At 39.5% G+C, this 14,728-nt stretch carries 13 protein-coding genes; 7 read left to right on the top strand and 6 right to left on the bottom strand.

The features are described from left to right. Positions 1-65: 65 nt before the first annotated feature. From H1R81_RS13640 to H1R81_RS13625, 4 genes are all read right to left on the bottom strand, one after another. The gene (locus H1R81_RS13640; RefSeq protein ID WP_181841278.1) at positions 66-2,633 is read right to left on the bottom strand and encodes an outer membrane beta-barrel protein; all 2,568 of its coding nucleotides are present in this window, start codon (positions 2,631-2,633) and stop codon (positions 66-68) included. A gap of 379 nt (positions 2,634-3,012) precedes the next feature. Beyond that, positions 3,013-3,234: a helix-turn-helix transcriptional regulator gene (locus H1R81_RS13635; RefSeq protein WP_181841277.1), complete on the bottom strand. Its 222-nt coding sequence runs from the start codon at positions 3,232-3,234 to the stop codon at positions 3,013-3,015. A gap of 137 nt (positions 3,235-3,371) precedes the next feature. Continuing rightward, on the bottom strand, positions 3,372-3,899 hold the full coding sequence (locus tag H1R81_RS13630) for a DUF2975 domain-containing protein (protein WP_181841276.1): 528 nt from the start codon (positions 3,897-3,899) through the stop codon (positions 3,372-3,374). Positions 3,900-3,958: 59 nt separating this feature from the next. Then, positions 3,959-4,483, bottom strand: a complete 525-nt coding sequence (locus tag H1R81_RS13625; protein WP_181841275.1) for a DUF2975 domain-containing protein — start codon at positions 4,481-4,483, stop codon at positions 3,959-3,961. A 579-nt stretch (positions 4,484-5,062) separates the two neighbouring features. On the opposite strand from H1R81_RS13625, the gene H1R81_RS13620 reads away from it, so the two are divergent. The 5 genes from H1R81_RS13620 to H1R81_RS13600 all read left to right on the top strand — a co-directional run bounded on the left by H1R81_RS13620 (position 5,063) and on the right by H1R81_RS13600 (position 10,804). Further along, positions 5,063-5,506, top strand: coding sequence for a transposase (locus H1R81_RS13620; protein WP_229251131.1), 444 nt, complete (start codon positions 5,063-5,065; stop codon positions 5,504-5,506). Positions 5,507-5,841: 335 nt separating this feature from the next. Then, positions 5,842-6,480: a hypothetical protein gene (locus tag H1R81_RS13615; RefSeq protein ID WP_181841273.1), complete on the top strand. Its 639-nt coding sequence runs from the start codon at positions 5,842-5,844 to the stop codon at positions 6,478-6,480. A 36-nt stretch (positions 6,481-6,516) separates the two neighbouring features. After that, on the top strand, positions 6,517-8,544 hold the full coding sequence (gene nadE / locus H1R81_RS13610; RefSeq protein ID WP_181841272.1) for an NAD(+) synthase: 2,028 nt from the start codon (positions 6,517-6,519) through the stop codon (positions 8,542-8,544). Between the two features lie 422 nt (positions 8,545-8,966). After that, entirely contained in the window at positions 8,967-9,326 is a 360-nt protein-coding gene (locus H1R81_RS13605) for a DUF4907 domain-containing protein (protein WP_181841271.1), read from the top strand. Next, positions 9,323-10,804 (top strand): hypothetical protein, encoded by a 1,482-nt coding sequence (locus H1R81_RS13600; protein WP_181841270.1) that lies wholly within the window; start codon positions 9,323-9,325, stop codon positions 10,802-10,804. Before H1R81_RS13605 ends, H1R81_RS13600 begins: the two co-directional genes overlap by 4 nt. A gap of 115 nt (positions 10,805-10,919) precedes the next feature. Here the strand turns inward: H1R81_RS13600 and H1R81_RS13595 are convergent, their stop codons facing one another. Further along, on the bottom strand, positions 10,920-11,873 hold the full coding sequence (locus tag H1R81_RS13595; RefSeq protein WP_220275223.1) for a LysR substrate-binding domain-containing protein: 954 nt from the start codon (positions 11,871-11,873) through the stop codon (positions 10,920-10,922). A gap of 65 nt (positions 11,874-11,938) precedes the next feature. Beyond that, positions 11,939-12,145, bottom strand: coding sequence for a hypothetical protein (locus H1R81_RS13590; protein ID WP_181841269.1), 207 nt, complete (start codon positions 12,143-12,145; stop codon positions 11,939-11,941). A 268-nt stretch (positions 12,146-12,413) separates the two neighbouring features. Between H1R81_RS13590 and H1R81_RS13585 the strand changes: the two genes are divergently transcribed. Continuing rightward, positions 12,414-13,514 carry a two-component regulator propeller domain-containing protein gene (locus H1R81_RS13585; protein ID WP_229251124.1) on the top strand — a complete coding sequence of 367 codons (1,101 nt, stop codon included), beginning with the start codon at positions 12,414-12,416 and terminating at the stop codon, positions 13,512-13,514. Positions 13,515-13,584: 70 nt separating this feature from the next. After that, positions 13,585-14,688 carry an exo-alpha-sialidase gene (locus H1R81_RS13580; protein ID WP_220275222.1) on the top strand — a complete coding sequence of 368 codons (1,104 nt, stop codon included), beginning with the start codon at positions 13,585-13,587 and terminating at the stop codon, positions 14,686-14,688. The last annotated feature ends 40 nt before the right edge of the window (positions 14,689-14,728 follow it).

Genomic DNA, 14,728 nt, shown 5'->3' with positions numbered 1-14,728 from the left:
AACAAAAAAAAACGCCCCGAAGACAATCTCCGAGGCGTTTCCACATATTTTAGACGTATTAACAATTAGTTTCCGCTGCCTGTTCTGCGTTGTTCGGCTTCTGTGGCTGTGCTACGGTTACGAGCATTTTTAACGTTCTGGTTACCGAATTTGTACGAGAACGATAAACGTACCATTCTGCTATCCCAACGGTTGTTCAGCGTCATGTTTACACCTGCAAATTCGGTTTTGCCACGCCAGAAGCTTGTTAAGAAAATGTCGTTGATATTTAAACGAAGCGTTGCTTTCTTCTTCCACAAGCTCTTTTGTAAACCTGCATTTACTGCATACTGAGAGCGTCCTTGCATGATACCATACACGTTTGGTGAGTTGTACCACATCGAGATTTCGGCCGACAAGTCTTTTGGTAATTTAAAGTTCTGACTTGTATAGAAGTTATAAGCCCATTGTCCCACACTCAGATTCTGATCTGATACTACCCCTTGGTATTGGTTATGATAAAACGAGATGTTGTTCTGAGAATTCCACCATTTCGTAATCGGGATCGGTATGCTGAAATTTACATTCAGATTCTCGAATTTGGCAATGTTTTCCTGTGTCGCAAACGTGATTTTCTCAGGGTCAATACCTTGGATATTGTTGTATTTTTTCAGTTTCTCCAATACTTCTGGCACGTTTACGGCATTCTTGATAACCTCTGCCATATAATCATTGGTAACGGTATAGCCTACACTGGTTACGAACCCTTGTTTATAGGTATGAGTCAATTCAAATGAGTTGCTGTATTGCGGCATCAGGTATTCGTTACCCAACTGATACGTGTATGGGTCAAGGAAATAAATGAACGGATTCAATGAATTATATCCCGGACGGTCGATACGACGGCTATACGAGTACGTCAACTGATTGTTTTTGTTAATTGTTTGAGTCAGGAACACACTCGGAAACAACTTTACATAATTACGCTCACGAGACTCGTTCAGGGTTACTGATTTACCTTCTGAATGAGTATGTTCTAAACGTAAACCCGCTTGTAAGTTAAAAGCCTTGTTCAGTTTTTTGTTAAAGTTGGCATAAGCCGCGTTAATGTTCTCTGTATAGATAAAGTAGTTGGTACGTCCTTTGTCTACTGTTCCATTCTGGTAGAAGCGAATGTCGTTATCCGATGTCACCCAGCTACTTTTTACGCCAAATTCTAATTTTGCACCACCTTTTAATGGGTTCACATAATCTGCTTTTACGGCAAAGATATTATACTTGTTCGGCGTATTGCTGGTAATGTTCAGCGGTGTACCATATTCTGTTTCTACTTTATCAACATATTGGTAGAATCTTGACACCATCCCTCTTTCTTTTCCCTGATTGTTGTAAACCGAATAATCAATGTCAGCAGTAATCTCTTTTCCTGTCGAATCGAACGTATGTTTCAGGTTCGCATTGAAAGTGGTATTTACCCATGTTCTGATATTGCTTGAGGTTGTCACCAGACTTGAATCAGGTATTGCTGTGCTTGATTTGCGCATATAGGTGATGTTCTTGTTAGGATTCGAACTTTCCCATGCCCCTACGTTGCCTGTTATCAGAACACCTACGGTGGTTTTTTTAGTAGCGTAATAGTCTGCGCCTAATTTATAGCTAAGATTCTGGTTATTCTGATAGCGGTGGGCATATTGCTCAAAAATCTGGCCACTCATGTCTCTTACAAAGGCATTGTTATTAAAACGTTGGTTATCAGAAAACGTAAGATTCGTAAACGTATTGAATTTGCCTTGGCGGTTGTTTAGATTCAGGCTTGTAAAGTACTTTGGCATCATACCGGGCTTCTTTTCTTCTACGGCCGTTAGGTCTTTGTTTAGCCCGGTTTTTATAAAAGGGGGCAAGCTCAACGACCCTCCTAAAGATACACTACCATTCGTGCCAAAGTTTTTGTTTTTCTTCGTTACGATATTAATCACCGCTTTTCCGGCTGCATCATAACGTGATGAAGGGTTCGATACAATCTCGATTTTCTCAATCTGGTCGCTGTTCATGTTTTTCAACAAGTTAGCCAGATCGCTTTGCGACATATAGGTTTGTTTACCATCCATTAGTATCAGCACACCTTGTTTACCCTTTACACTGATATTATCGTTATTGTCAACAGTTACCCCCGGCGATTTCTGCAACACCTCCAGTGCTGTATTACCGTTGGCTACGATGCTTCCCTCAACGTTTACCACCAGTTTATCAGCTTGTTGCTCAATAAATGGTTTTCTGGCGGTTACGGTTACCTCTTTGAGGTTTTTGGTGTCCAGCTCCAACTGAATATTAGAGAGTTTAACCTCAAGGTTTTCGGCACTTAGTACAATTTTTGGAGAGAAATATTTGCGATAGCCGACCATCGAAACAGATACAATAAACTGATTCTGGGCTCCGGCACTGATAAACTGTTCGATTTCGAATTTTCCTTCCATATCACTTACACTGCCCTTTACTAATGTAGAGTCTTGTGCTTTAAGCAATAAAACGGTAGCAAACGGAAGTGCTTGTTTTTTTTCGTCGTAGAGGCTTCCTGAAATTTTTCCTTTGGTCGATTGGGCAAAAGAAAGTAGACTCGCTCCTGCCAACAGGAGTGTTAGTAATAGCTTTTTCATCAGATTTAATTATTTACTTAGTAATAGCTTTGTGTTTTGAATGCTTTTGTGAAGCAAATGCACTGTTGGTATATTGTTTTTATTAATGCTTTTTCAAAATTTTCTTCTGTTTTCTTTTAACTACCTATTAGATAGTAAAAGCCGGGTTGAGGTTACAAAGTTTTTTAAAAAACTGCCTCTAAAGCCTGAGACAGTTTTAATCTTTAAATTAACCTAAACTAAACTAAATGTCGTAAGCTTTTTCATAATTTTCTGATACAAACTTATAGTACTTTGTAATACAAGGTAACTGATATTACATAAGTGGTTTTAATAGTATGATGAGTGGCAAAACCTTGCTTTTGTTCTGTAGATGCAAGTATATAAAGTTGGGTTGCACTTAATTATGATTTTTTTTTTCAGATACAAATTCCAGTATATCTCCTGGCTGGCAATCGAGTGCTTCACAAATAGCCTCCAGGGTCGAAAAACGCACGGCCTTGGCCTTTCCTGTTTTCAGAATCGATAAATTGGGTAGGGTAATATCTACTTTTTCTGCTAAATCCGAAAGCGGCATTTTTCTTCTGGCGAGCATCACATCTAAATTTACTATTATTGGCATTGTTAATTAATTTTAAATGTTGAATGGGCATCATGGTGCTATACAGTCGTAATCAGCCCACTTTTAATGCATAAATTTGCTACTGTGGGGGCATACTTTCAAATCAATTTCACAGTTGAAGTCAGCTGTGAGGTATCTTAAACTGTCAGGTCGCTTTCTTCCTGTAGCTCAACGCCACGTTTAAAGATTTGAGCAACCACATAAATGATTCCGGCAAAGAACAGATACTGAAAATCAGTTTTGAAAGGATTGCCATGAATGCCATCCACAACTTTCGCAAACTGGTTCAGGCTGAAATCGGCTATGTAGCTTACAATCCATGAACTTAAAATGATACTACTCATTTTTTCAATCATTACAGCTACGTCGGTTGTGAAAGGAGAACTGAGGTCGATTTCTGCCAGAATTTTCCTCAACATCTGCCAGATTTCAATCTGAATAATCGCAATGGAAATAGCAAAAATAATGAGTGAGATATAAGGGAATAAATTATGGTTATCTCGCAGGTGATCAAGATTTGTTCCTGTCGAAACCGGAAATCTGTCTGTAAAAAAACCGATAACAAAAGGAACAACGATGCGAACTGCATGAATAACAGCACCGATATAGCCAATCAGGGCAATCGTGCGGGCTATGCTTAGTATTAGTTGAGCTCTGGTTTTCATTGATTTATTTAGTGAGTGATTTTTGTATAACTAATTTGACAGATACCATATAGCGTTTTTTAAACGGTTAAATCGTTTTCTTCCTGTATTTCAACACCACGCCTGAAGATTTGCGCCATTACATAGACTACACCGGCTGAAAATAGATACTGGAAGTCGCTTTTAAAATAATGTTTGTCAATCATACTAATGGTTTTAGAAAGATTGTTTGCATAAATATCAGCCATAAAATAAATCAACCCAATACCTGCAATAATATAGCTCATATTTTCTAACATCGATGCTATCTTGTTTGAAAAAGGAGAACTGAGATTTATTTCTTCCAGAATCTCTCTGAGTTTTTCCCAAACCTGAATTTTCATAATGGCCAGCACTATAATAAAAGACATCATAAATACGTAAGATAGCAAATGTGTTTCTTGCAGGCTATCGAGGCCCGTTCCGGTATCAAAAGAGAGTTTGTCTGTAATAAACCCTATAACAAAGGGAATCGCAATTCTGAGCCCGGCAACAATGGCACCTATGTATCCTATCAGGGCAATAATTCTGACAACGCTTAGTATATTTTGTGTTCTTGTTTTCATAAAGGTTTATGTTTCTGATTGATTTGATAAGACAAAGGTATATATTATTTATCGATAAACAATAAATATATGCTAATAAATAGTAAATTATTTATGAATAACAGTTTTTTGGTGATAAACGGACCGCGTGGCACGCCTCTACTCGGAATTAGACGGGCGTGTCACGCATAATTAGGAGTGATTGGTGGGAAGAGGAAAATATTAAACATCTATTCTTATAAGAGATATATGTAATTAGATAATAGTTGGTCTGCTGAGTTTATCCGTGCCACCCACGCGGTGTCCGGCCCTTTTGCGGACGAGTAGACGCGTGACACGGAGGCCATATTGTACTACGCTGGACAGCATGGTACTTAATAATAGAAAGAATACCTATATTTTGTCTTTCATTGAAATTAAAAGTATTTTGCAAAACTGTTGCCTAAAACAATGCAATATCAGATAAACCATATCTACCATATTTACAACCGAGGTAATAACCGACAAAAGCTTTTCTTTAAGAGAAACAATTATTTATTCTTTTTAGAGAAAATGAGAAGATTCCTACAACCTCATTGTGACATCTTATCGTATTGCCTAATGCCAAATCATTTCCATTTTCAGATTCGAGCTAACGAAAAATCAATAAAAACTGTTAAGATAAAAGACGAGGAGAGAAATGTTATATCGGAGGCATTAAGGAATATGTTGAGTTCGTATTCATTAGCTATTAATAAACAGGAAAGACGGACGGGTTCGTTATTTACACAAAACACAAAAGTAAAAGATTTAACCCCCGCACCTGTTGACTGGGAATATCCTGTCACTTGTTTTCATTATATTCATCAGAATCCTTATGTTGCTTTGTTGGTATCGAAGTTGGAAGACTGGGAGTTCTCTTCTTTCACAGACTATTATCTGCATAGAAATGAGACATTGTGTAATGAGGTATTAGCAAAAGAAGTTTTAAGAATAAATTTTGATAACTTTTATGAAGAATCTTACAAAAGCATAAATCCAGATAAAGTATTGAAAATCTGGTGACCCACAGTATCGTGGTTAAATTTAGAGCAAAATCATTATAGATTAGAGAAAACAAGCATAACATCCATGAAACAAGAAAAAATATTATTCAAAACAAGCAGCAATAATCCGTGGTAGGGTATTTATATCTCAACAAGCACCCTAAAACTCTTATTTCAGGGGTCGTTAAGAAATCGATTTCACTAAAGGACGTTATCGAAGGATATAAAGGCATTCCAGTTTATTTAGATTTTGATGAAAACGATGAATTAATAGGTATAGAAATATCTGGATAATTTTGGACTCATTTCAAATAGATAATATCAAGAATAAATTTCGACTAGTGTATGTTAAACATGAAGGAAATAGTCTTACTATTATTAGCATTCTTACAACTTTCATGTATTGACACTAAACAGCTATTCACTATAAAAGAAGAATATCCGGCCTATGAAATAAAAGCTACTCATAAAAAAGTAGCTGTTTTGCCTGTCAATTATGTAGCTGATAGTGATAGTAAAGATGCGGTAGAAAAACTGATCGACGGCAATACAGACCCGTTTGTCAGGCAGGAACAGAAAGCCTATAAGTTTCAGCATATTATTTACGAAGAATTGTACAGAGTCAATAAGAAAACAGACTGGCTTGACGATAAGCTGACAAATCAGCTATTGAAAGAAAAAAATATCAGTATTCAGGACATTGGTCAACTATCAAAACCAGAAATAGCGAAAGCTTTGCAGGTAGATGCTGTCATTTATCTGGATTTCTTTTTTAAGACCGAAACTATAAATACAGCAGATAAGAAGAGTGTTTTGCGCGCAAACGAGGGGAAAAAGTATGTAGTTGACCTAACAGTGGAGATTTATAGCAGCATAACAAATGACATAGTCTGGAAAGGAAAAAGTACTGTTGACAGACAGAAAATCTATTCACCCACGTTATTCCGAGACCTGATAGCTCACCAGTTAGAGCCCGTTTTGCCATTTAATTGAGTAAGAACATTTAGAAGAAATTATAAATAGTATAGAATGAAACTGATTAAAGTAGCTGCCGGAACATTGAACCAGACACCATTGGCCTGGGAACAGAACCGCAAAAATATTATTGACTGCATCAAAGAAGCCGATAAACAAGATGTGAGCCTGTTATGCCTGCCCGAATTATGTATCACAGGTTATGGTTGTGAAGATGCGTTTTATTCGTTTGATGTTGCCGAACAGGCAAAAGAAAGTCTCTTCGAAATCGTGCAACACACTTCGGGTATGATTGTATCAGTAGGTTTGCCAATTCGGTTTAATAACAAAATTTTCAATACTTCCTGCCTGATAGCCAACAAGCGTATTCTGGGCTTTGTGTGCAAACAGCACCTGCCCAACTATGGGGTATTTTACGAAGACCGATGGTTTCATCGCTGGCAAACTGGCTTGCGAGACGAAATTGAAATTGATGAATTCAAATATCCGATTGGAGATTTAGTGTTTGACTTGAGTGGTGTACGCATCGGCTTTGAGATTTGTGAAGACGCCTGGGTAGCTAATCGTCCGGGTAGAGTATTGTTCGATAGAGCCGTTGATATTATTCTCAACCCAAGTGCAAGCCCGTTTTCATTTTCAAAATTCATGACACGTGAACGATTTGTCATTGATGGCAGCCGTTCGTTTGCTTGTAGTTATATCTATACCAATCTATTGGGTAATGAATCGGGTCGCCTTATTTTTGATGGTGATGCCATGATTGCCTCTGATGGTAATCTGTTGGTTTCATCGCCTCGTTTCGGTTATAATGATTTTTATGTAACCAGTGCCACTATTGATATTGAAGCACCAAAGGTCAACCATTCCCAAATTAAATCGCCGATTCTGGCAAGTACCTGGAAAGTAGCTCTTCTGTTTGATTTCCCTGAGATTAAACCAGTTGCCAATCAATATGCCGAATTAGAGAAGTTTGAAAGAGGAGGCTACCTGAAAGAAGAAGAATTTGCCCGTGCGGTCTCATTAGCTTTATTCGATTATCTTCGGAAATCACGCTCTCAGGGTTTTACCGTTTCATTATCGGGTGGAGCAGATTCCTGCGCGTGTGTAGCTTTGTGTGGGTTAATGATCCGGCTGGCCGATGAGAGTATTGGTTTAGGTGCGTTCAAGCAAAAACTCTCTTATATCAAAAAAATACAGAATTGTAACACCGTAGAAGAACTAACCACAGAACTGATTCACAGTATTTATCAGGGCACAGAAAATAGTTCGGCAGATACCTATGAATCGGCAGAGACCCTGGCTCAATCAATCGGAGCAACCTTTTATAATATCAACATCAATGGGCTGGTAGAAACCTATAAAGGGCTCATTGAAGACCAGATCGGCCGTAATCTGACCTGGGAAACCGACGATTTGCCTTTACAGAATATTCAGGCACGGGTACGCGCCCCGGGTGTATGGTTATTGACAAACCTGTATAATCACCTGCTTCTGGCAACCTCAAACCGCTCGGAAGTAGCGGTGGGTTACTGCACTATGGACGGCGACACCGCCGGAAGTATCAACCCCATTGCAGGTATAGACAAATTCTGGCTTAAACAATGGTTGGTGTGGTTAGAAACAGTTGGCTGCGACGTAAAAGGCAAACATATTAAAATAGAAGGGTTGCATAAAGTAAATAGCCTGCAACCAACAGCAGAGCTACGCCCATTAGATAAAAAGCAGACCGATGAAAAAGACCTGATGCCTTATGAAGTGCTGAACGAGATAGAAAAAGTGGCTGTAAGAGATAAAAAACCACCTTTAGAGTGTCTGTTATTTATGGAAGCTCAATTTGCTGAGCGTTTCGATCGTGCGACATTAGCGGCATGGATAGAGCGGTTTTTCAGACTCTGGAGCCGCAACCAATGGAAACGCGAACGCTACGCGCCGAGTTTTCATCTGGATAGCCATAACCTCGATCCCCGTAGCTGGTGTCGTTTCCCGATTCTCAGTGGAGGTTTTGAAAAAGAATTAGAAGATATGAGAGAATATATAGCGAAAGGAGAAAGAAAAAAGGCGAAAGGAAGAATTGGATTTTAAAGCCATTGTGATACCCGAATGTTAGCTTGGAAACAACTGTAGCAATGTTGACCAATTAAATGTTGCCAGGTAAATGATAAAATAAATGCCACCAATGGTGGCTTTATTCCAAAATGTTTTGCTGTGACTAAAAAAGTTTTCAAACTTAGTACACAAGCAAATCATAAACAAATTAGAATTTCATTAAAAAAACTTCATTATAGTAGTACTTCTCTTTTTTTACGTCCTATCTGCCCTGTAAAAGTGTTTTTGCACCTCATTTTACTCTTCCTGACAACCCGCAGCGCTTATTTAAAATAATAGGGCAAATGCACTTTTTTGGTAGTAATTATACGGCAATTGCCGTATTGAACAGATACAGTTTAACACTGTACTTTGCATAAGTATGAGTAGCCTGTAAACCTGTCTTTATCCTCACCCTAATGAAAGTATTCGGTTTTTTACTGTTGTATAGTTGGTTAGTGTCTGTATCATTGGTGCAGACCCCTGAAAAACCTCACTTAAAAAACAACGATTACGGCATCTTGTATTACTACAATGATAGCCTTCAATTCGAAACCCATCCACTATCAGGCGGGTGGGGTTACCGTATATATATACGTTATAAATTGATTGTCAATCAGCCCAATATACCTGCCTTATCGGGCAACCAACCCTTTAAAACCCAGACTCATGCCAGGAAAATCGCAGAACTGGCATCTTCAAAAATTACTCAGGGGTATCTGCCACCAACACTTAGTATAGAAGAAATCGAGAACGAACTAAACCTCAGATTAAAATGATTAGAATTATACTGACCGCCTTTATACTCTTCCCGCTTTTTGGAATCAATGATTTATTTGCTCAATCGGGTACACTGGCAACCGACGGAGTGTACGTTCCGCGGATGTCAACTGTTCAGCGTAATGCTATCACTGCTCCGGTTAACGGACAAATGATTTATAATACCAACGAGGAATGTTTTAATGTGTTTCAGAATGGAGACTGGCAAAATCTCTGTGGTTCAGGATTAGAAATGACCACTTCGGACGACTGGACAAGAAAAGCTGACCTTAGCACCGGCCGACAATATGCCGTTGGGTTTTCTATTGGTGACAAAGGTTATATCGGAACAGGTGTTATACAGGGGTCACCTATTAATCCAACCACGAGTGAGTTCTGGGAGTTTAACCCTGCTACCAATGTCTGGACCCAGAAAGCAAATTTCGGCGGGGGGGTAAGAAGAAATGCAGTTGGTTTTGCAATTGGTAATAAAGGATATGTAGGAACAGGTGATGGTGGGACAGCCGGAGATGATTTCTGGGAGTATAATCCTGTTACTAATATCTGGACGCAGAAAGCAAGTGTCGGAGGAGGAAACAGAGTCAGCGCAGTTGGATTTTCTATAGGTAACAAAGGGTATATTGGTGCAGGTACTAATAAGGAAGATTTCTGGGAATATGACTCCACAGCCAATGCCTGGACACAGAAGGCCAATGTTAGTGGTGGTGCCAGGTCTGGAGCGGTTGGCTTTTCAATCAGAAACAAAGGCTATATCGGAACCGGCATTAACGGAAGCACACGAAAGGCCGACTTCAGGGAGTATGACCCTAAGACAGATACCTGGAGCCAGAAAGCAGACTTTGCAGGTAACGCACGGTCTCATGCAGTCGGGTTTTCGATTGGTGGAAAAGGATATGTAGGAACCGGAACAGATGGAACGGCTCGCAATGATATGTGGGAGTATAATGCAGGCAATGATACCTGGACAAAAAAAAGCAATTTCGGTCATCCAAGCTCTGCCCGCATAGAAGGCGTCGGGTTTGCTATAGGCAATAAGGGATATGTCGGAACGGGTAATAATGGAGGGTATATGTATGATTTCTGGGAGTATAACCCCAACCTGACCAATATGATTATCAGTGGGGATGTAAATGTAGGCGGAAAGGTGAACAGACCCATTCCGAATTTTATAGGGGGGGTATTACAGAATAACTGGGTGCATTTAAATAATGGGTATTCAACCATTGGGTATTATAAAGACAATGAATCGGTGGTGCATCTGAAAGGCATGATTAAAGATGGTACTGCTGTTAAAAATGCTGTGATATTCAGCCTTCCCACAGGGTATCGGCCGGCAGAGATCAAGGTTTTTGCTGTCCCAAGTGGCGAGGGAACCTTCGGCAGGATAGACGTATTACCCAACGGAAATGTACAGTTTTATAGTGGCGTAAATACTTTTTTGAGTCTGGATGGGATTTCATTCCGGACGGCAGATTGATACATCAGATATAAATTATAGGGTTAAATGAAGTGAAGGTTGGGTCGTAGTTGGGGACGCCCGACAGGGGGTTCAGAATTTTGAACCCCTGCACATATTTGTGTTCAGTTCTCCTTCAGGGAAGGTTCGCTGTGCGACCAGGCGTATGCCTCTTCATAGCAAACCTACGAAAACTATCTGGCAACCGGCCTATTACGCCTTGCGGGTGAACAAAGAAGAAATAACGCTCTATATCAAAATCATTCAGCTCTACTATCTGTAGTTCATCATTTTTCAGTTCTTTGGTAATAGCATGAACCGACAGAAAAGAAAAGCAATTGGTAGTTAGCAGAAAATTCTTGATGCTTTCTGTGCTGGCTAACACTACTTTTACATTTAGTTCGTGGAGGCCTATTCCTATTTTCATCAGGGCTTTTCTGATAACCTCATTAGTACCTGACCCTTGCTCACGTAGTACAAAACCTACCTCTTTCAACTGTTCAGGTTTAACGGCTTTCCCAACAGTAATCAACGGATTCCTCTGGCGGGTAACCAGCACCAGTTCGTCTTTCAGAAACTCCTCATATTTCATAGAAGCATTATCTGACAACCCCTCTACAATGCCCAGATCTATCTCTTTCTGCTGTAACCATTCTTCTACCTGCCTTGAGTTACCATGCAGTGTCTTAATCTTTATTGAAGGATATTGTGTATGAAAATCGGCCAGGATTTCAGGAATAATATAATGGGAGATAGTAGTACTTGCCCCCAGACGCAACTCTCCGGCGGTTCGACCGTCAAGAATATCTAAATTTTCGTTTAATTGATCATAAATCCCTTGTAATTGTTGGGCATAATTCAATAGTAACTGTCCGGTCTCTGTGAGCATCAACCGGTTGCCGTTTCGCTCAAAAAGGTTGCGCCTGGTCTGTATTTCCAGTTCATGGATATTTTTACTGATAGCAGGCTGAGAGATATTCAGCTCCTGTGCAGCCTTGGTAAAATTGAGATGCCTTGCCGCCGCAATAAAAACCGATATTTTGAAATCAATGGCAATCATAGAATTTGGTGTATCTAAAGAAATTGCCACAATGTACACAAGGAACCTCAATGTAACACAATAGAGCTTTATCAAATTTTGTAACACTTGGCAACTTAGTGCGCATTGTGGCATAAATCACTATCCACAGGTTTCCAACTCATGCTGCCTTTTTGAGTTTCAGCCAAAGCAGTATCTTTCCAGTATATATTCGATAACAGAAACAAACCTAATATTGATAAAAATGAAACAAGCAAAAACAAGATTGTCATGTATCTGATGAGTAAGGTTTGTTCGCTGTTTGTATGTTCGATTGATTCCATTGTGACATCATATTTAATACAACAAATGTATTCCTTTTCTTAATGCCAATAAAAGGATAGTTATTGAGTGTCAATAACTAAAGGTTATGGAATATGACAATTTTATCTACATAACAATAAGTTGATGTAGTAAAAATGTATGAAAGGTGCATTAACGGCTCAGCCATGTACTTTTCCCAAACAAATTTACATTTTGTTTACATCTTTTTACAAGCCATTCACATAGCTCAGAGGAAAACCTTGTAAGTTTGTCTAAACTCCTGGAAAAATGGCGAAGTACTTACACATCTATGCTTTAATGTTAATTGTTTCTTACACTTCCTGCGTAGGACAAAACAAAACTAATCCGCCACCGGACAATGTAAGTAAAGGACTATACACTGAGGCTTACCTTAAAGAAGCCGAAACCTTAGGGGTGCCTATGAGTATGGTTCGGCATGTAAAACAAGCCAGAAATGGAGACATTCTGATTGCTTCTTTCTTAGGGGTGTTCCGTTATAATGGAAAATCGTTTACCAATCTGACAAATAAAATAAGTCCGCCCCGTTTCTCCAGCTTCTGGGATGTCCTGGAAGATCGAAAAGGAAATCTTTGGTTCGGTTCCAGAGATTCAGGTGTCTATTATTACAATCCCAAACAGGTGGGTGGGGAAGCCTTTCAGCATTTTACAACAAAGGATGGGCTTGCCAGTAATATGGTTCTTCATATTTATGAAGATAAAGCAGGTTATATCTGGTTCGGAGCAAGCCGTTACGATCCCGCTCGGCGGTCCGATTCGACCGCAACGGCAGATACTCCGGTGAGGGCAGATGGGAAATATTTTCGAAATTTTACCACAGAAGATGGCTTCCCTACTAACAGTATTCGTTTGCTCCTTGAAGACAAAACCGGTAAGCTTTGGTTTTGTGCACAAGGAGAAGATATGTTCGTTTATGATCCTTCAGCGGCTGGTGGAAAAGCATTTACCGTTTTAAAAAACAAAGATGGCAAACCATTTAACAACGTTTGGTCAATAATCGAAGATAAAAAAGGAAACATCTGGTTTGGTGCCGATGGTCTTTGGCGATTTGACGGCAGCACCTTTACTAAAGTGTCGGATAGGGGGGCTTATGCTATCATCCAGGATAAAAAAGGCAACATCTGGACTACTGGTGGCGTAAATCCTAATGGGAACATATGGGCACTTTCCCGTTATGATTCAAAGACCCTGTACGATAAAGAGCCCACAGTAACCGAAATTATGTCACAGCCTGTAATGCTTTTGGGGATTTTAGAAGACGCTGAAGGAAATATCTGGTTTGGCTCTGGTGGTGGCGTATATCGTTATGATGGAAAAACCATCACAGACTTTAAAGAGGGTCAGAAATAATGTGTAGTGCCGGCCTGCTACTTTCCACTAAAAATTAATATTCAATATGTTTTACTTTAAATCTAAAAATATGAAAAAGTTATTTGTATTTGTTCCGGCTATTGTGCTGGTATTATTTCTACTGAATTCTTTTGTGCTGAAAGAAAAGGAAGCAAAAAAGACACTAGTAAAAAAGGGTAAATCATCGGATATTGCCAGCATCATTTTTAAATCTGATGATGGCGGACAAACCTGGCAGGACATTAGCAAAGGGCTACCTGAAAAATTGCAGAGAGAAGGTGTGTGGAGAGAAGGTTTAATGGCAACTGACAATGGTCTCTATTTACGTGCTGGCGATGGGGTTTATCATAGTGAACCAAATTCCACCACTTCTTTCTGGACAAAAGAGACTTTCCCTGGTAAACAACGTAATATTACCGCTGGCAAGAATGGGATATTTGCTTATGATTTCAGGGGTCAGTTTTTACAAAAAATAAATGGAACCAATGATTGGACTCCCATGTACACGAATTTTCAGGAGCAAGCCGTACGATTAGACCCGACGATAGATTGGATGTACAAGAATTATAAAGCGAGACAAGTATGCAGCGTTTTTGAAACCGCCCAAGGCACAGTTTTCATCGGTGCAGGCAACAGCCTTTTCAGATCTGCTGACAAAGGAAAAACCTGGGAACGAGTGCAGATTGGTGGTGGGTTAATGAAATTGATAGAGTCAGAGGGTGTACTTTTAGCTATCGACAAAGAAGGGATATTAAGATCTACTGATGAGGGTCAGAACTGGGATCGCGCGATTAGCGAAGGGGGGTATGGCATCGCTATAGAACGTATCGATGGAGGATTTGCCGCTATAGTAAACAATACAATAACCAAAACAAACACAATACACATTTCACAGGATAATGGAAAAACCTGGAATACCATAGGTGAAGACCTTCAGCCTTCCTGGAGTCATTTATTTATGAGAAAAGTCGGCTTAGTTAAATCTTCATCTGATATTTTATCTATCAAACAAATGGGTAAATATTTATTATGTGGTCGCGCAGATGGTATATTCCGGTCAGCTGACATGGGCAAAACATGGCAAAAACTATCACTTCCGGCTATAGAAAATTTTGGCTTCAATTTATCTGTTTCGGGCAATGTGATGTATATCCTACCCAATAAAGGATGTTGAAAACGCCAGACTCAGCAATAATGGTATTGCTGAGTTTAAA

Source organism: Emticicia sp. BO119, assembly GCF_013912375.1.
In the GTDB taxonomy this organism is placed as follows: domain Bacteria; phylum Bacteroidota; class Bacteroidia; order Cytophagales; family Spirosomataceae; genus Emticicia.
The sequence above is the reverse complement of the archived record's forward strand: the minus strand, read 5'-3'. Positions and strand labels throughout refer to the sequence as shown.